This window comes from Methylomarinovum caldicuralii (assembly GCF_033126985.1).
Taxonomy (GTDB): domain Bacteria; phylum Pseudomonadota; class Gammaproteobacteria; order Methylococcales; family Methylothermaceae; genus Methylohalobius; species Methylohalobius caldicuralii.
In genome coordinates, this window is the sequence record NZ_AP024714.1 from 684644 (window position 1) to 701127 (window position 16484).

Here is a 16484-nt window from a genome sequence, read left to right on the forward strand (position 1 = left end):
GTGGCCACACCGCAAGCCTGCTCCTTCGCCATTTTCGGCGCCACCGGGCATCTGGCCCGGACCAAGCTGCTGCCGGCCCTCTACCGCCTCGATGAGGCCGGACGCCTGAGCGGGCCGACCCGAATCGTCGGCGTCGGCCGCCGCGACTGGGACGCAGCCACCTGGCGCGGCATCGTCGCCGAGCAACTCGGCGAACGCCTGACCCTCGACGAGGCCGCCCTGGCCCGCTTCCTGGAACGCCTGCACTTCGTCCAGGTGGACCTGGACCGGCCGCAGACCTTCGCCAACCTGGCCGCCACCGTGGCCGAGGCGGCTTTTCCGCCCAACTGGGTGTTCTATCTGTCGATCCCGCCGCAACAGTACGCCGAGGTGGCCCGCCATCTCGCCGCCCACGGTCTCAACCGCGAGGTTCAGGGGTGGCGCCGGCTGGTGGTGGAAAAACCGTTCGGTTACGACCTGGAAAGCGCCCGCGTTCTCGATCACAGCCTGCACCGCGATTTCGCCGAGTCGCAGATCTACCGCATCGACCATTACCTGGGCAAGGAAACGGTCCAGAACATCCTGGTGTTCCGCTTCGCCAACCTGCTGCTGGAACCACTCTGGAACCGCAATCACATCGACCACGTCCAGATCACCCACGCGGAAACCGCCGGCGTCGAGGGCCGGGCCGGCTATTACGACGGCACCGGCGCCCTGCGCGACATGATCCAGAGCCACTTGCTGCAGATGTTGGCGATGGTGGCGATGGAACCGCCGCCGCGCCTGGACGCCGAGTCCCTGCGCGACGAGAAGGTCAAGGCCCTCAAGTCGGTGCGGCCGATCCGCCCCGACGCGGTCCACGCCCACGCCTTTCGGGCCCAGTACACCCGCGGCCGGGTCGGCGACCGGGAAGTGCCCGGCTATCTGGAGGAGGAAGGTGTCGCCCCCGACAGCACCACCGAAACCTATGCCGCCCTCAAGCTCTATCTGGACAACTGGCGCTGGCGCGGCGTGCCCTTCTACCTGCGCACCGGCAAGCGCCTGGCCCGGGACCGGGCCCTGGTGGCCATCCGCTTCAAGCATCCCCCACAGCAGCTGTTCCGCAGCGCCCACATCGAACGCCTCGAACCCAACTGGCTCCTGCTCGGCATCCAGCCGGACCAGTGCATCCGCGCCGAAGTTTACGTGCGCGAGCGGGGCACGGCGATGAAAATCCGCAAGATCCAGCTCGACGCCACCACCTGCGGCATCGACCTCGACCGCCTGGGAGCCTACGAAACCCTGCTCCTGGACGTGATCGCCGGCGACCACTCCCTGTTCCTGCGCAGTGACGAGGTACTGTGGGCGTGGCGGGTGGTGGACCCAGTTCTCAAGACCTGGGCGGTGGAACGCGACTACATCCCCACCTATCCGGCCGGCAGCTGGGGGCCGGAGGAAGCCCGCGCCCTGTTCGACCGCGACGACCATCATTGGCGCAACGGTTTGGAAACCGACTCGGAGGAGGACAAACGATGACGATTCAGACCCGTGAAGTGGAATATTTCGACGGCGACACCCGTCTGGTCGGCTTTCTCGCCTGGGACGACACCCGCACCATCCCCATGCCCGGGGTGCTGATCGCCCACATGTGGGGCGGGCGCGAACAATTCGTCTGCGACAAGGCCGTGGCTCTGGCGGAGCTGGGCTATGCCGGTTTCGCCCTGGATCTCTACGGCGACGCCAGGACCGGCAGCGGCCCGGAGGAAAACGCCCGCTTGATGCAGCCGTTCCTCGACGACCGCGCCCTGCTGCAGCGGCGCATGATCCTGTCCTGGGAGACCATGCGCCAGCAGTCCATGGTCGATCCCGCCCAGACCGCCGCCATCGGCTACTGCTTCGGCGGCCTGTGCGTGCTCGATCTGGCCCGCACCGGCACCGAAGTAGGCGGGGTTGTCAGCTTCCACGGCCTGCTCAAGCCGCCGGGCAACACCGCCGGCAACCCGATCAAGGCCAAGGTGCTGGTGCTCCACGGCCACGACGATCCCATGGTGCCGGTGGAAGACGTGGTCGCCCTGGAAACCGAGCTGACCAAGGCCGGCTGCGACTGGCAGGTGCACGTCTATGGTCACACCATGCACGCCTTCACCAATCCCAAAGCGAACGATCCGGATTTCGGCACCGTCTATAACCCGGACGCCGACCGGCGCTCGTGGATCGGAATGCGCAACTTCCTGGAAGAACTGTTCAACGCCCGATGAAAAACCCCCTCAACTATCTCGACTTCGAACAACCCATTGCCGAACTGGAAGCCAAGATCGAGGAGCTGCGCCGGGTCGGCTTCGACAACGAAATCAATATCTCCGAGGAGATCGCCCGCCTGGAGGAGAAGAGCCGCAAGCTCACCGCCTCGGTCTTCTCCAATCTGTCCGCCTGGCAGATCTCCCAGCTGTCGCGCCACCCCCTGCGGCCCTACACCCTGGACTACATCCAGCAGATCTTCACCGACTTCCACGAGCTCCACGGTGACCGCACCTTCGCCGACGATCCCGCCATTGTCGGCGGCCTGGCGCGGCTGGAAGGGCGGCCGGTGATGGTGATCGGCCACCAGAAGGGCCGCGACACCAAGGAGAAGATCCGCCGTAATTTCGGCATGCCGCGCCCGGAGGGCTACCGCAAGGCCCTGCGGCTGATGCAGCTGGCGGAGAAGTTCCACCTGCCGGTGCTGACCTTCATCGATACCCCCGGCGCTTATCCGGGCATCGATGCCGAGGAGCGGGGCCAGAGCGAGGCCATCGCCCGCAACCTCTACGTCATGTCCCAGCTCAAGACCCCGATCATCTGTACCGTCATCGGCGAGGGGGGGTCTGGGGGGGCGCTCGCCATCGGGGTCGGAGATCGCCTGCTGATGCTGCAGTACAGCACCTATTCGGTGATCTCACCGGAAGGCTGCGCCTCCATCCTGTGGAAGAGCGCCGACAAGGCCGAACTGGCGGCCGAGGCCATGGGCATCACCTCCGAAAGCCTGGAGGCGCTGGGGCTGATCGACGAAATCATCCCCGAACCCTTAGGCGGCGCCCACCGCGACAAGAAACAGGCCGCCGCCAACATCAAGGCCGCCCTGCTCAAGCATCTGGAACAACTGGAACGGATGCCGCTGCCCCACCTGCTCGACGAGCGCTACCGGCGCCTGATGCGTTACGGCGTCTACGACGAGAGTGAATGAACTGCGCCACCGGCTCCATCGCTTCCTAAACGCCCATCCGGCCCGCCGCTACTGGATCGGTTACAGCGGCGGACTGGATTCTCACGTGCTGTTGCACCTCTGTGCGGAATTACGGGCGGAAACCGGCCCCGTTTTCGCCGCGCTCCACGTCAACCACCGACTCCATCCCGATGCGCCGGTCTGGCAGGACCACTGCCGGGCGATTTGCGAATCGCTCCAGGTGCCGTTCCGGGCCGTACAGGTCGATGCCACCCCACGGCCCGGCCAAAGCCCGGAGGAAGCCGCCCGGAAGGCCCGCTACCGGGCCTTCCGCGAAACGCTAGGGGCGAACGAGGCGCTGCTGCTGGCCCAGCATCAGGACGATCAGGCCGAAACCGTGCTGCTGCAGCTGCTGCGGGGCGCCGGTCCCGCCGGTCTGGCGGGGATGCCGGCTTGCACTGATTTGGGTCAGGGATGGCTGCTGCGACCGCTGCTCGACGTGCCACGTCAAACCCTGCAAGCTTATGCCAAAGCTGAGGGACTGCACTGGATCGACGATCCCAGCAATACCGACACCCGCTACGACCGCAACTTCCTCCGCCACCGGGTCATGCCGCTGCTGCGCCGGCGCTGGCCCGCTGCAGACCGCACCCTGGCCCGCAGCGCCCGTCACTGCGCCGAGACGGTCGCGCTGCTGGAGGCGGCAACGAATCCCGCCCTGGATGCGCTGATGGCAGCGGACGGCAGTCTCGATTTCGCCGCGCTGACGACCCGCCCGGAACCGCAACAGCGCGGACTGCTGCGGACCTGGCTGAAACGCCAGGGCACGCGACCACCCAGCACCGTCTATCTCGACCGTATCCTCAGCGAGTGCCGCCAGGCCGCAAGCGACCGGATTCCCTGTATCCGCTGGCGCGGCGGGGAAGTGCGGCGCTGGCGGGGGCGGTTGTATTTTCTTGCCACCCCGCCGCCGCCCGCTACCGACTGGCAAAGCCCCTGGGACGGGCGCGCCGCGCTGCTGCTGCCCGACGGCTCCCGGCTGGAAGCGGTCCCGGCGCCACGCGGCATTCCCCTTGCCCTGTGGCAGGAGCGCCCCATCACGGTCCGCTACCGCCGGGGCGGGGAAATCCTCCGCCAACACGGCCACCGGCGCCCGTTGAAAAAGTTCCTTCAGGAGCAAAGGGTTCCGCCGTGGAAACGGCACCACCTGCCCTTGGTATATCTCGGAGAAGAACTGGTGGCCGTGGCCGGTCTCTGGTGTGCCGAGCTGACGGACCGAACCCCGGCGGTGCGGCCGCGATGGCTGCCGCAATCCCATGACCGGTCATTTGAACCCGTAACGGATTGATTGAAGAGGCAGGCGGTCTGCTTTGGAAGCCTCGCCGGCAGGGAGGCCGGCGTGGAGCCTACAGGGAGGTATTGACGGCGTCTTTCGAAGCAGACTGCCTGCCTCAGCTGGAATGGACGACGAAGCCCCGGCCACAATCTTTGCAATCACCCATGTTGTGATAGAATCGGTCCCGTACGCCCAAATCACGAATTAAGCATCGATTAAGCTGCATCGGGCGATCCTTTGAATGACGCTGTACGTCACTAAACAACCAATACCTTGTGAGGGGGTTTAACTATGAAAAAAACCATGAAGACCGTTCTGACCGCCGCCATCATCGCCGTCTCCGGAGGCGTGATCACCGCGTATCCCACCGCGCCGCTGGCCGCTGAAACCGCCGAGGGCGTGACCGCCGCCGTCGCCGCAGTGAAGGCCAATCTGGAAGAGGCCCTGAAGCTGGCCCAAGAAGGCACCGACCCCCGCGCCGTGCTGGATGCGCTGGGCGCGGTCAAGCAGGCGGCCAAGGAAATCACCGGCGACCAGTTCGGCATGCCGGTGCAGCGTCTGATGACCAACGTGCGCCGCGCCCGCGGCATGGCCCGCCGTGGCGATCTGGCCGGCGCCGAGGAGCAGATCAAGCAGGCACTGGAACAGGTCAAGAACTTCCCGGTTTCCGGCCGCTGATCGACGGTCTTAACCGTTGTTCCCGAAAAACCCGCTCTTCGGAGCGGGTTTTTCGTTGAATGCCTCGCCCGGTGGCAAGCTGCCTGCGCTTGTGCTTCAATATCGCCTCGCACCTTGCGTCAAGTTTTGCACAACAACAATTCCGTTTCGAGGAGGCATCCATGTTCAAACGCAAATCCATCGTCGCAGCGCTGGCGCTCGCCGGCGTGACCGGGCTGGCGAGCGCCGCCCAGTGGCAGGCCCTGCCGGAAAAGGCACCGGAACCGGCGGACAACCCCACCACCCCCGCCAAGGTCAAGCTGGGGAAACTGCTGTATCTCGACCCGCGGCTGTCGTCCACCGGCACCGTATCGTGCAATTCCTGCCACAACGTCATGGCCGGGGGTGAGGACAACCGTCCGGTGGCGGCTGGCGTCCACGGCCAGACCGGCGGCCGCAGCGCCCCCACGGTCTGGAACGCCGCTTTCAACGCCACCCAGTTCTGGGACGGCCGCGCCGCCAGTCTGGAGGATCAGGCCCGGGGCCCTGTGACCAATCCCATCGAAATGGGGATGAAGAGCTGGGACGACGTGGTCGCCCGCCTGAAACAGATTCCCGAATACCCGCAGCTGTTCAAGGAAGCCTTCGGCCCGGACGCCGAAATCAGCGAGGACAACGCGGTCAAAGCCATCGCCGCCTACGAGCGCACCCTGATCACCCCCAACAGCCCCTACGACCGTTACGTCAAGGGCGACAAGTCGGCCCTGACCGAACAGCAGGTCCGCGGCATGAAGACCTTCGCCGAAGTAGGCTGCATCGGCTGTCATTCGGGGCCCGCCTTCAGCGGCCAGATGGGGCAGGGTACCGGGGTGTTCCAGAAATTCCCGATGTTCGACAACCCCTACTTCGAGGGCAAGTACGACTTCAAGAATGACCTGGGCCGCTACGAGGTCACCAAGAACGAGGCCGACAAGCACCTGTTCAAGGTCCCGACCCTGCGCAACATCGCCCTGACCGCACCCTATTTCCACAACGGCGCGGTCAAGACCCTGGACGAAGCGGTGCGGGTGATGGCCAAGCTGCAGCTCAACAAGGATCTGTCCGACCAGCAGGTGGAAGACATCGTCGCCTTCCTCAACGCCCTGACCGGCCAGTTCCCCAAACAGGACCTGCCGCGCCTGCCGGCCACGCCGGGCAGAACCTTCGACTTCGTCAAATAATCCCGCAGCAGGCTGCAACCGACGGACGGGCGCCATCCGGCGCCCGTCTTTCATGGCAGCCGTCCCCAGACCGCCAGATGCCGGTCGCTCACCGGAGCGACCTCGAATCCGGCCAATTCCGCATCGACCAGCTGGCTTCGAACCTCGGCCACCGTATAGGCCGCCCGCAGGGAGTGAAAAAAATCCCGCTGCAGAACGGGCGGCGCCCCGACGGCATAACGGTGCACCAGATCCCGCGCTTCACCTTCGCTTCGGGGACGGATCAGATCCATCACCAGCACCGCCGCACCAGGGCTGCCAAGACGGCGGACCTCCCTCCACAGATCGAGGGGATCGGCCAGATGGTGGAGCAGGCTGTTGCTGAGCACGGTATCGAAACCGGCCGGCAGCGCCGCCCCCGGTAACCTGGCCAAGCGGAAATCCAGCCGTTCCCGCAATTCCGGACAGGATTCCCGCTGCCGGCGGGCGATAGCCAGCATGGCCGCACTGCCGTCGATGCCAACGACCCGGCAGGCCCGGTGACGGCGGGCGAAAGCAAGGGGAATGTCGCCGGGACCGCAACCGAGGTCAACCACCTGCCGTGGTTCGTGGCCGGGAAATTTTTCTGCGAACAGCGCGAGGAACAGACGGTTGGCGTCGCTGAAATCGGCCGCTGCATAGGCGGCGGCCTGTTCCGGATCGTCCATCAGTTCCGGTTCGGGGATTCGTCGCATCTTTTGCACTCCCTGGCGGTGTCGATTTGGTATATTTACACGTTACCCTGCAATGAGTCGATCGAACATGGCGCAAAAACTCTACATCCAGACCTACGGCTGCCAGATGAACGAGTACGACTCGGCCAAGATCCGTGACGTGCTCGCAGCTTCCCACGGCCTGGAGTTGACCGACGATCCGGGAGAAGCCGACGTTCTCCTGCTCAACACCTGTTCGGTGCGGGAAAAGGCCCAGGAGAAGGTGTTCTCGCAGCTGGGGCGCTGGAAACCCCTCAAGCGCAGGCGCCCCGGCGTGGTCATCGGCGTCGGCGGCTGCGTCGCCAGCCAGGAGGGGGAAGAAGTCCAGCGCCGCGCCCCCTACGTGGACATCGTCTTCGGTCCCCAGACCCTGCACCGCCTGCCGGAGCTTCTGGAGCAGGCCCGCAGCGAACGGCGGCCGGTGATGGACATTTCCTTCCCGGAAATCGAAAAATTCGATTCCCTGCCCCAGCCGCGCGCCGAAGGCCCCAAGGCTTACGTGTCGGTGATGGAGGGGTGCAGCAAGTACTGCACCTACTGCGTGGTGCCCTATACCCGCGGGCCTGAAGTCAGCCGCCCGCTGGCGGACGTGGTCGCCGAGGTGACCGATCTGGCGCGCCAGGGCGTCAGGGAAGTCAATCTGCTGGGTCAGAACGTCAACGCCTACCGGGGCGCGACCGCAGACGGCGACGAGGCCGATCTGGCCCTGCTGCTGTTCGAGATCGCCGCCATCAACGGCATCGAACGCATCCGCTTCACCACCTCCCATCCGGCCGAGTTCGACGACAATCTGATCGAGGCCTTCGCCGCGATCCCCCAGCTGGTCGATCACCTCCACCTGCCGGTCCAGGCCGGCAGCGACCGCATCCTGGCGGCGATGAAACGCGGCTACACCCGCCGCGACTACGAGCGGCGCATCGCCAGGCTCCGGGAAGTGCGCCCGAACCTGTCGTTATCGTCGGACTTCATCGTCGGCTTCCCCGGCGAGACCGAGGAAGACTTCGAGCAAACCCTGGACCTGATCGAAACCGTCGGCTTCGACCATTCCTACAGCTTCATCTACAGCCCCCGTCCCGGCACCCCGGCGGCGGAACTGGCCGACGACGTGCCCCTGGCAGTCAAAAAACGACGCCTGGCCCGGCTGCAGGCCTTGATCCAGCGCCAGGCCCGGGCGATTTCGGAAAAGATGGTCGGCAGCCGCCAGCGCATTCTGGTGGAAGGCACCTCGCGCAAGAACCCGCGCGAGCTGTGCGGGCGGACCGAAAACAACCGGGTGGTCAACTTCATCGGTCCCTCCCAGCTCATCGGCCGCTTCGCCGAGGTGGTCATCACCGAGGCGCTGCCGAACTCCTTGCGGGGCCGTCTGGTCTAAGCTATGCTAGCCGAAAGGCACGCGCACAAGAGGTGTTCAACCAGCCCGGTCAAGGGCTCAACCCAACTTCATTGACAGACCGACAAGCCACAACCCTGCAGATCACCCTGGAGCCCGCCGACAACCAGAGACTGGCCAATCTGTGCGGGCAGTACGACGAAAACCTCAAGCAGATCGAACAGCGCCTCGGCGTCGAAATCGCCAACCGCGGCAACCGTTTCCGCATCGCCGGCGCCAGCGAACCGGTGGAGGCCGCCTCCCGCCTGATTCAACAGCTGTTCCAAGTCTCCTCCTCCGAGGACATCACGCCGGAACGGGTCCATCTGTCGCTGCAAAGGGCCCATCTCGATGCCCTGCTGCAGGACGAAGACGAGGAGGCGCCGGTCACCATCCGCACCCGCAAGGCGGTGATCAAGCCCCGCGGCGCCCACCAGCAGCAGTATCTGAAAAACATCCAGTCCCACGACGTCAACTTCGGCATCGGCCTGGCCGGGACCGGCAAGACCTACCTGGCGGTGGCCTGTGCGGTGGCGGCCCTGGAGGAGGAACGGGTCAAGCGTCTGATCCTCACCCGCCCGGCGGTGGAGGCCGGCGAGCGCCTGGGCTTCCTGCCCGGGGACATGGCCCAGAAGGTCGATCCCTACCTGCGCCCGCTCTACGACGCCCTGTACGAGATGATCGGCTTCGAGCGCGTGGGCAAGCTGATCGAGCGCCACGTCATCGAGGTCGCGCCCCTGGCCTTCATGCGCGGCCGCACCCTCAACGACGCCTTCATCATCCTCGACGAGGCCCAGAACACCACGGTGGAACAGATCAAGATGTTCCTGACCCGGGTCGGCTTCGGTTCCACCGCTGTGATCACCGGCGACATCACCCAGGTGGACCTGCCGCGCGACCGCCAGTCGGGCCTCAAGCATGTGCTCGAGGTGCTCCGGGAGGTGGAGGGCATCAGCTTCACCTATTTCGACGCCCGCGACGTGGTCCGCCATCCGCTGGTGCAGCGCATCGTCTCCGCCTACGAGGCCCACGAGCTCCGGCAGGCGCAAGCCGACGGAGCCGTCTGAGCCGTGGACACCCACCCTCCCGAGGTGGCGGTCCAGATCGCCACCGCAGCCCCCCACCCGGAACCGGAAGACCTGTGCCGCTGGACCGAGGCCGCCCTCGAAGGCAAGGGCGGCGAGGTTTCCCTGCGCCTGGTGGACGAGGCCGAAATCACCGATCTCAACACCCGCTACCGCCACCAGGCCAAAGCCACCAACGTCCTCAGCTTTCCCTTCGACGCCCCGCCGGGGGTAAACCTGGATTTTCTGGGGGACGTGGTCATCTGCGCCCCGGTGGTCAACCTGGAAGCCGAACGACAGGGCAAGACACCCCAGGCCCACTGGGCCCACATGGTGGTCCACGGCGTGCTGCACCTGCGGGGCTTCGACCACATCGATCCGGGCGAGGCCGAAATCATGGAAGCGCGCGAGCGCGAGATATTGGCCCGCCTGGGTTTCCCCGATCCCTATCAAACCGAGGAACCGACGTCATCATGAACGAACAAGTCGCCGACAGTAGCAGTTGGGTCGAGCGTCTCAGTCAGTTTTTCACCGGTGAGCCCAAGGACCGCAAAGATCTGCTCGCCATTCTCCGCGACGCCCAGAAGCGTCACCTCATCGACCGCGATGCCCTGTCGATGATCGAAGGGGTCCTGATGGTTTCGGAGCTCCGGGTCCGCGACATCATGGTGCCCCGGGCGCAGATGGACGTGGTTCACCAGGACGCCTCCCTCAGCGACATCTTCCCCATCGTCATCGACACCCATCACTCCCGTTTTCCGGTCATCGGCGAGGACCGCAGCCAGGTGGTCGGCATCCTGCTGGCCAAGGACCTTCTGCCCTATGCCTACCGCCGCAGCCTCCAGGTGCCGGTCAAGAAGCTGATGCGCAAGGCGTTGTTCGTTCCGGAAAGCAAACGCCTCAACGTCATGCTGCGGGAATTCCGCCAGCAGCGCCAGCACATGGCCATCGTCATCGACGAATACGGCGCCGCGGCCGGTCTGGTGACCATCGAGGACATTCTGGAACAGATCGTGGGGGAGATCGCCGACGAACACGACCTGGAAGAGGAATACATCTTCCGCCGCAGCAACAAGGTCTACACCGTCAAGGCCATCACCCCCATCGAAGAATTCAACGCCTACTTCGACGCCGATCTGAGTGACGAGGACTTCGACACCATCGGCGGCCTCATCGTCCACACCCTCGGTCACGTGCCCCAGCGGGGCGAGAAGATCCAGATCGACCGCTTCGAGTTCGAGGTCCTGCGCGCCGACAACCGCCGCATCCACCTGCTCAAGGTGAAGCTGCTGGAACCCAAGCTACAGGAGTCCCGTGCCGACTGACCGGCTGCGGCCGCTGCTGGCCTTCGGCACCGGCGCTCTGACGCCGCTGGCCTTCGCGCCGTTCCATCAGAGCTGGATCGCACCGCTCACCCTCTCGGTGGCGTTCTGGCTGTGGCTGCACGCCCGCAGCGTGGGCGGGGCCGCCCGCGACGGATTCCTGTTCGGACTGGGCCTGTTCGGCCTTGGCGTCTGGTGGGTGTTCGTGAGCATGCACACCTATACCGGAGCTGGGGCCGGGGTGGCCGGCCTGCTGACGCTGCTGTTCGTCAGCGTGCTGGCCCTGTTTCCCATGCTCGCCGCAAGTTTGAGCCGCTGGTTGGCGGACGCCGACACCCCGCCGTGGCGGCCGGTGGTGCTCTACCCGGCCGCCTGGGTGGCGCTGGAATGGCTGCGGGTCTGGATTTTCACCGGCTTTCCCTGGCTGCAGCTGGGTTACAGCCAGACCGCCGCCCCCCTGGCCGGTTATCTGCCGGTCTTCGGCGTCCTCGGCGCCAGCTGGGTCCTGGCGCTGACCGCCATCGTCCTGGTGCAGCTGCTGCGACGCCGGCCGTTGCACCGCTGGGTCGCGGCGGTGGCCGTCCTCTGGCTGGCCGGCGCCGGCCTGCACCGGATCGACTGGAGCGAACCGGCCGGCCCGCCCCTGACTGCCAGCCTGCTGCAGGGCAACATCCCCCAGGAAATGAAATGGCGCCCGGAAAGCCGCCGGCAGATCGTCGCCACTTATGTGGAGATGACCCGCCAGCGCTGGGGCGCCGACGTCATCGTATGGCCGGAAACGGCCGTGCCCTACTTCCACCATCAGGCCGAAAAGGACCTGCTCGACCCGCTGCAGCAGGAGGCCCTGAGACAGGGCGCCGATCTGCTCATCGGCATCCCGGTCAAGGACGGGCAAGGCCGCTACTACAACGCCCTCGTCAGCCTGGGCAAGACCCCCGGCATGTACTTCAAGCGCCACCTGGTGCCTTTCGGGGAATACCTGCCGCTGCGGCCGCTGCTGGGTTTCTTCCTCGAACTGATCCAGTTCCCCATGAGCGATTTCACCCCCGGCAGCGACGATCAGCCGCCGCTACAGGCCGCCGGCCACCCCCTGGCGCCGACGATCTGCTACGAGGACGCCTTCCCCCGCGACACCCTGCGCTACCTGCCGCAAGCGGCCTACATCGTCAACGTCAGCAACGACGCCTGGTTCGGCGACACCATCGCCCCGGCCCAGCACCTGCAGATGGCCCAGGCCCGGGCGCTGGAGGCAGGCCGCTACCTGCTGCGGGCCACCAACACCGGCCTGACCGCGGTCATCGGTCCCCACGGCCGCATTCTGGCCCAGGCCGCCCCTTTCGTCCGCACCTCCCTGACGGCGACCTTTGTCCCCCTGCAGGGCGCCACGCCTTACGTGCGCTGGCACGACTGGCCGCTCGCCACCTTGTTTATCGGGTTGCTGGGTTGGGGAATCGCGCAGCGAAGGAAGCGCTAAAAGAAGAAAGGCCCATCCGAAGGGCTACGGATGGGCCTTTGCTGCTTGGCTCCCCGCTTGCAACCCTCTTCATAACCACTCTCCACCGCCAGGATATAACCTAACCCGTTGATACACAACATCTTTTCAAAGAGCGGCACATTCCCGAGGGGGCGGAAACGGCGTTGATGCGGATTTCCGCTACAGTCCCAACCGGGCCGCCACATCCTCGTAGTCCGGGTCCTCGACGTAGAGCTTCTCGAGCTCGCTGCGCGCCCGCCGGCGCTGGCCGAGGTACTCATAGACCAGGGCCCGTTCGTACCGGAGCGCCCGGAGCAGCTCCTCGGAGCGGGCTTTCCTCCGGTGCAGGGCGCCCGTCAGGGTCTCCCGCGCCGCGTCCAGGAGACTGAGCCCGCGCAGGGCCCTGGCCTTGTACAAGAGCAGCGCGGTGTGGACCGGCGTCTCGTTCTCGATGCCCTCGGCCAACCGCACAACCTTCCGGCAGACGTTGACGCTCGCCGTCCCTGGCTCGCGCCCTTCGGGCGTGCCTCCGGCACGTCCAAATCGGCCGTCCTGCCGATTTGTCTTGTCGGCCGGGCGGGCGTCCAACAGCAGCTCCGCGAGGGACAGCTTCACCACCACGTCGTCGGGTTCGAGCCGTTGCAGCCTTTCCAGGCAGGCAATTGCATCCTCCCAGCGCTCCTGGCGCTGGTAGACCTCCACCAGGCCCAACAGCACGCCGCGGAGATCCGGGCCCACATGCGCGGATACCTCGTCTGTGATGGGGAGGCTCATGGTGGCGGAGATGCCGTACTTGGAGAAGTATCGGCCCAGACGGCTGTGCTTCTCGGCGGCCATCGCCAGGTAGTTCGCGGCTTCATTCAGCCGCTCCTTCTTGAGCGCCAGGAAACCGGCGAGGTACGCGCCGTCGGCCAGGTGGACGGCCTTCTCGAGGTGTTCGAGGGCCTTCTCTTCGTTGCCGAGGACCAACTCCCGGCACCCGTCCACCAGGGCCTCCTCGTCGTCCGGCGTGATGAGACGCTTGAAGAAACCCAGCGTCAGCCGGTCTTCCGGGCGGACCGTTGGAACGGCCGGAGCGGAGTAGGACGCGCTCCTCTTACCGCTGGACCTCCCGCTCGGAAGCGTGGTCGTGTAGAAAAGGCCTGTTCCCGGAATGCCCACCGTGGCCCGCTTGCCCCTCGGACCGACGGTGAACTTCGCCCCGCGCGGCCCGAACGAGAGTGACCCGCCCGACTTGCTCAGGTTCAGGGTTACTCCTGGTGCAATCCTGATTCTTCGCCAAAAGCGGAAGCTCATCCGAAACGTCCCTGTTACCCTTCGGGCGGATACGGATCCTTGCCGTATGTGTGTTCCGTCTGGATCGTACCGTCCTGCTTGTGAATGATCACCTGTCCAAGCGCCTGCTTCTTCGCCAATTCCCTGGCACGGGCTATAGCCTCGGCCTTCGTATCGTGGCTGCTGGACGCCCTTGACGCATTTTCTTCTTTGACGTTCCAGCCGCCGTCGGTCCGAGGAGTCACATGGTAAGTCTTACGTCTTGGCATTGTTTCACCTCCATTCATGTCGTTCCTGTGAGGCGACATGCAAAAATGACCCTATAACGACACGAAGAATTGACCCTCCCTTGAAGAGACAGAGGAGAGGTCAATGAAGAGAGAAAGTGATACGGTCCTGCCTTTTTGCCCGGTAGCAAAAAGGAGGGAAGAGATGAAGCTGCCAGAGGAGGTAGCGGCGGTGATGAGCTTACATGCCAAGGGATGGGGGAGCCGGCGGATAGCCAAAGAACTTGGCATGAGCCGCAACACGGTCAGGCGTTATGTACGCCAGGGGGGTTGGAAACCATCTGCCAAGCCCAAACGATCCTGCAAGTTGGAGGGGTTGGAGGCCTTTGTGGAGGAGCAGTTCCGCCGTCATCGCGGCAATGCCGAGGTGGTGCGCCAGGAGTTGCAACGGGTGCATGGGGTTGAGGTTTCCTTGCGGACGGTGGAGCGGGCTGTGGCAGGTCTTCGCCGGCGCCTGGAAGCGGAGGGCAGGGCGACGGTGCGGTTCGAGACGCCGCCCGGCAAACAGATGCAGATCGACTTTGGTCAATGTGTGGTGGTGATTGCCGGGGAGAAGATGCGGGTGCATCTGTTTGTGGCGACCTTGGGTTACAGCCGGCGGAGCTTTGTGATGGCGTTTACCCATCAACGCCAGTCTTCCTGGCTGGCGGGGATCGAGGCGGCCTTCCGGCATTTTGGCGGGGTTGTCGAGCAGCTTTTGCTCGACAATGCCCGGGCGTTGGTGGATCGGCATGATCCGGTGACCCGGGAAGTCAGCTTCAACGAGCGCTTCCATGCCTTCTGCCGTTACTGGGGGGTGACGCCCAAGGCCTGCGCCCCGCCTGTACCAAGGGCAAATGCGAGAATGGTGTCGGCTATGTCAAGCGCAACGCCATTGCCGGACGTGAGTTTGGCTCGTTTGCCGAGCTCCAGGCCCATCTGGAACACTGGATGGCGGCCGTGGCCGACGTGCGCATCCATGGCACCACCGGTGAGCGTCCCATCGACCGCTTCCAGGCACAAGAGCGGCAGGCGCTTGGGTCCTTGAAAGACCGGGCGCCCTTCCAGCAGATCCGGGAGTTGAGCCGCAAGGTCCACGCCGATGCCTGCGTCGAAGTGGACACCAACCGCTACAGCGTTCCCTGGCGGCTGATCGGCCAGCAAACCCAGGTCCAGATCGAAACCGGCCAGGTGAAGATCTACCACGGCGGCGTGCTGGTCGCCTGCCATGCCGAAGCGGTCGGCAAACGTCAGCGCCGTCTCGATCCGGCCCACCTCAAGGGCGTGATCAGCTCCCCGCATCCGGCCCCATCCCCGTCGGTCGAGCCCGCCACTTCCGAGCTGTTACGCCCCCTGGCCGAGTATGAGCAGATCGCAGGAGGTGCCTGGTGAACAACGACCGCCTCGACGCCATGCTCACCCGGCTCAAGCTCACTGCCATTCGCGACGGCCTCGACACCCTGCTCGACGAGGCCGCCCGAAGAGACCTCAACCTGCGGGAGGCCCTCACCTTCCTGTGCGAAGCCGAAATCGCCAGGAAGGACCAGCGCCGGGTTCACATGGCCACCAGCATTGCCAAATTCCCCTACGTGCGCACCCTGGAGGGGTTCGACTTCCAGGCCCAGCCGTCGGTCGATCCCAAACAGATCCGGGAACTGGCCACAGGACGCTGGATCGCCAACGGCGACGCACTCCTGCTGCTCGGTCCCCCGGGAGTCGGCAAAACCCACCTGGCCGTCGCCTTAGGCCGTGAGGCCATCCACAAAGGTTATTCGGTGCTGTTTACCACCGCCACAGCCCTGATGACCACCCTCACCCAGGCACAAGCCCAGGGCAGGCTGGAGGAACGTCTCACGCACTACAGCAAACCCAAGCTGCTCATTGTCGATGAACTGGGGTATCTGCCTTTCGAATCCCAGGCAGCCCACCTGTTCTTCCAACTGGTCTCGAGGCGCTATGAGCGGGGCAGCCTGCTGATTACGAGCAACCGCAGTGTCGGCGAATGGGGAGAAGTCTTCGGAGACGCGGTGGTCGCCACCGCCATCCTGAACCGGCTGTTACATCACAGCCATGTCATCACCATCCGCGGCGAAAGCTATCGCCTGCGGGAGAAACGGCGGGCCGGCCTTATCAGGCCCGCTTCCCACCTCCCCGGGACTGAGCAAGCCGGGAAATCCAACGCAACAACCTTGTAAACCAGGGGGGGAAGTTCCAAGTGTCGCAAGAGGGTCAATTTCTGGTGTCGCTTGACAAAGGGCGCTGGGTCGTCAAACGCAAGACCGCCCAAGCCCGGCTCAGCCGCTCCCTGCAGGCGATCAACCACTGGTGCCGGATGCACCGCCACTGGCCGGTTGCAGACCAACAAGCGGCCCTGAGCCGCAAACTCAAGGGGCATTATGCCTACTATGGGATCGTCGGCAACAGCCAATCGCTGGCCCGCTTCCTGTACGAGGTCAGACGGCGCTGGTACAAATGGTTGTCCCGCCGCAACCGGGAACGGATGAACTGGGACCATTTTGGGCGGCTGTACAAACGATACCCACTACCCCCACCGCGCGTGGTTCACGGAATTGCCCGTTGCGTAGCGACGCCATAGTCCGAGGAGCCGGA

General features: G+C 65.1%; 16 protein-coding genes and 1 pseudogene. 14 read left to right on the top strand and 3 right to left on the bottom strand.

Translation table 11 applies throughout. The features are described 5' to 3' along the window. From zwf to MCIT9_RS03625, 6 genes are all read left to right on the top strand, one after another. Nucleotides 1–1494 (top strand): glucose-6-phosphate dehydrogenase, encoded by a 1494-nt coding sequence (gene zwf / locus MCIT9_RS03600; protein ID WP_317706052.1) that lies wholly within the window; start codon nt 1–3, stop codon nt 1492–1494. Further along, nucleotides 1491–2216, top strand: coding sequence for a dienelactone hydrolase family protein (locus MCIT9_RS03605; RefSeq protein WP_317706053.1), 726 nt, complete (start codon nt 1491–1493; stop codon nt 2214–2216). The genes zwf and MCIT9_RS03605 overlap by 4 nt, the downstream gene beginning before the upstream one ends. Further along, nucleotides 2213–3181 (top strand): acetyl-CoA carboxylase carboxyl transferase subunit alpha, encoded by a 969-nt coding sequence (gene accA / locus MCIT9_RS03610; RefSeq protein WP_317706054.1) that lies wholly within the window; start codon nt 2213–2215, stop codon nt 3179–3181. The genes MCIT9_RS03605 and accA overlap by 4 nt, the downstream gene beginning before the upstream one ends. Then, nucleotides 3174–4508, top strand: coding sequence for a tRNA lysidine(34) synthetase TilS (gene tilS, locus MCIT9_RS03615; protein WP_317706055.1), 1335 nt, complete (start codon nt 3174–3176; stop codon nt 4506–4508). Before accA ends, tilS begins: the two co-directional genes overlap by 8 nt. A 279-nt stretch (nt 4509–4787) precedes the next feature. Next, nucleotides 4788–5174: a hypothetical protein gene (locus MCIT9_RS03620; protein WP_317706056.1), complete on the top strand. Its 387-nt coding sequence runs from the start codon at nt 4788–4790 to the stop codon at nt 5172–5174. A gap of 161 nt (nt 5175–5335) precedes the next feature. Continuing rightward, entirely contained in the window at nt 5336–6373 is a 1038-nt protein-coding gene (locus tag MCIT9_RS03625) for a cytochrome-c peroxidase (RefSeq protein WP_317706057.1), read from the top strand. Between the two features lie 50 nt (nt 6374–6423). Here MCIT9_RS03625 and MCIT9_RS03630 read toward each other — a convergent pair whose 3' ends face one another. Further along, complete coding sequence (locus tag MCIT9_RS03630; protein WP_317706058.1) at nt 6424–7086, bottom strand: class I SAM-dependent methyltransferase; 663 nt, start codon at nt 7084–7086, stop codon at nt 6424–6426. Nucleotides 7087–7153: 67 nt separating this feature from the next. Between MCIT9_RS03630 and miaB the strand changes: the two genes are divergently transcribed. From miaB to lnt, 5 genes are all read left to right on the top strand, one after another. Then, a complete protein-coding gene (gene miaB / locus MCIT9_RS03635; protein ID WP_317706059.1) occupies nt 7154–8476 on the top strand; it encodes a tRNA (N6-isopentenyl adenosine(37)-C2)-methylthiotransferase MiaB in 1323 nt (440 codons plus the stop codon). 71 nt (nt 8477–8547) lie between these two features. Then, a complete protein-coding gene (locus tag MCIT9_RS03640; protein ID WP_317706060.1) occupies nt 8548–9540 on the top strand; it encodes a PhoH family protein in 993 nt (330 codons plus the stop codon). A 3-nt stretch (nt 9541–9543) separates the two neighbouring features. Further along, a complete protein-coding gene (gene ybeY, locus MCIT9_RS03645; RefSeq protein WP_422880189.1) occupies nt 9544–10014 on the top strand; it encodes an rRNA maturation RNase YbeY in 471 nt (156 codons plus the stop codon). Further along, complete coding sequence (locus tag MCIT9_RS03650; RefSeq protein ID WP_317706061.1) at nt 10011–10862, top strand: HlyC/CorC family transporter; 852 nt, start codon at nt 10011–10013, stop codon at nt 10860–10862. The genes ybeY and MCIT9_RS03650 overlap by 4 nt, the downstream gene beginning before the upstream one ends. Next, nucleotides 10852–12333, top strand: coding sequence for an apolipoprotein N-acyltransferase (gene lnt / locus MCIT9_RS03655; protein ID WP_317706062.1), 1482 nt, complete (start codon nt 10852–10854; stop codon nt 12331–12333). Before MCIT9_RS03650 ends, lnt begins: the two co-directional genes overlap by 11 nt. Before the next feature lie 180 nt (nt 12334–12513). Here lnt and MCIT9_RS03660 read toward each other — a convergent pair whose 3' ends face one another. After that, nucleotides 12514–13629 (bottom strand): DUF4236 domain-containing protein, encoded by a 1116-nt coding sequence (locus tag MCIT9_RS03660; RefSeq protein ID WP_317706063.1) that lies wholly within the window; start codon nt 13627–13629, stop codon nt 12514–12516. 14 nt (nt 13630–13643) lie between these two features. Next, the gene (locus MCIT9_RS03665; RefSeq protein WP_317706064.1) at nt 13644–13877 is read right to left on the bottom strand and encodes a DUF2188 domain-containing protein; all 234 of its coding nucleotides are present in this window, start codon (nt 13875–13877) and stop codon (nt 13644–13646) included. A 103-nt stretch (nt 13878–13980) separates the two neighbouring features. Between MCIT9_RS03665 and istA the strand changes: the two are divergent. From istA to MCIT9_RS03685, 3 genes and pseudogenes are all read left to right on the top strand, one after another. Further along, nucleotides 13981–15266, top strand: a pseudogene (gene istA / locus MCIT9_RS13650) (IS21 family transposase). Next, nucleotides 15263–16069, top strand: coding sequence for an IS21-like element helper ATPase IstB (istB, locus tag MCIT9_RS03680; RefSeq protein ID WP_317706067.1), 807 nt, complete (start codon nt 15263–15265; stop codon nt 16067–16069). The pseudogene istA and the gene istB overlap by 4 nt, the downstream one beginning before the upstream one ends. Nucleotides 16070–16113: 44 nt before the next feature. Next, nucleotides 16114–16470, top strand: a complete 357-nt coding sequence (locus tag MCIT9_RS03685; protein WP_317706068.1) for a hypothetical protein — start codon at nt 16114–16116, stop codon at nt 16468–16470. Nucleotides 16471–16484: the final 14 nt, after the last annotated feature.

Bases quoted from the DNA above. Each gene is read 5' to 3' on its own strand.
- MCIT9_RS03605 (WP_317706053.1), top strand. From the start codon at position 1,491: ATGACGATTCAGACCCGTGAAGTGGAATATTTCGACGGCGACACCCGT.
- accA (WP_317706054.1), top strand. From the start codon at position 2,213: ATGAAAAACCCCCTCAACTATCTCGACTTCGAACAACCCATTGCCGAA.
- MCIT9_RS03620 (WP_317706056.1), top strand. From the start codon at position 4,788: ATGAAAAAAACCATGAAGACCGTTCTGACCGCCGCCATCATCGCCGTC.
- MCIT9_RS03625 (WP_317706057.1), top strand. From the start codon at position 5,336: ATGTTCAAACGCAAATCCATCGTCGCAGCGCTGGCGCTCGCCGGCGTG.
- MCIT9_RS03630 (WP_317706058.1), bottom strand. From the start codon at position 7,086: ATGCGACGAATCCCCGAACCGGAACTGATGGACGATCCGGAACAGGCC.
- miaB (WP_317706059.1), top strand. From the start codon at position 7,154: ATGGCGCAAAAACTCTACATCCAGACCTACGGCTGCCAGATGAACGAG.
- MCIT9_RS03650 (WP_317706061.1), top strand. From the start codon at position 10,011: ATGAACGAACAAGTCGCCGACAGTAGCAGTTGGGTCGAGCGTCTCAGT.
- MCIT9_RS03660 (WP_317706063.1), bottom strand. From the start codon at position 13,629: ATGAGCTTCCGCTTTTGGCGAAGAATCAGGATTGCACCAGGAGTAACC.
- MCIT9_RS03665 (WP_317706064.1), bottom strand. From the start codon at position 13,877: ATGCCAAGACGTAAGACTTACCATGTGACTCCTCGGACCGACGGCGGC.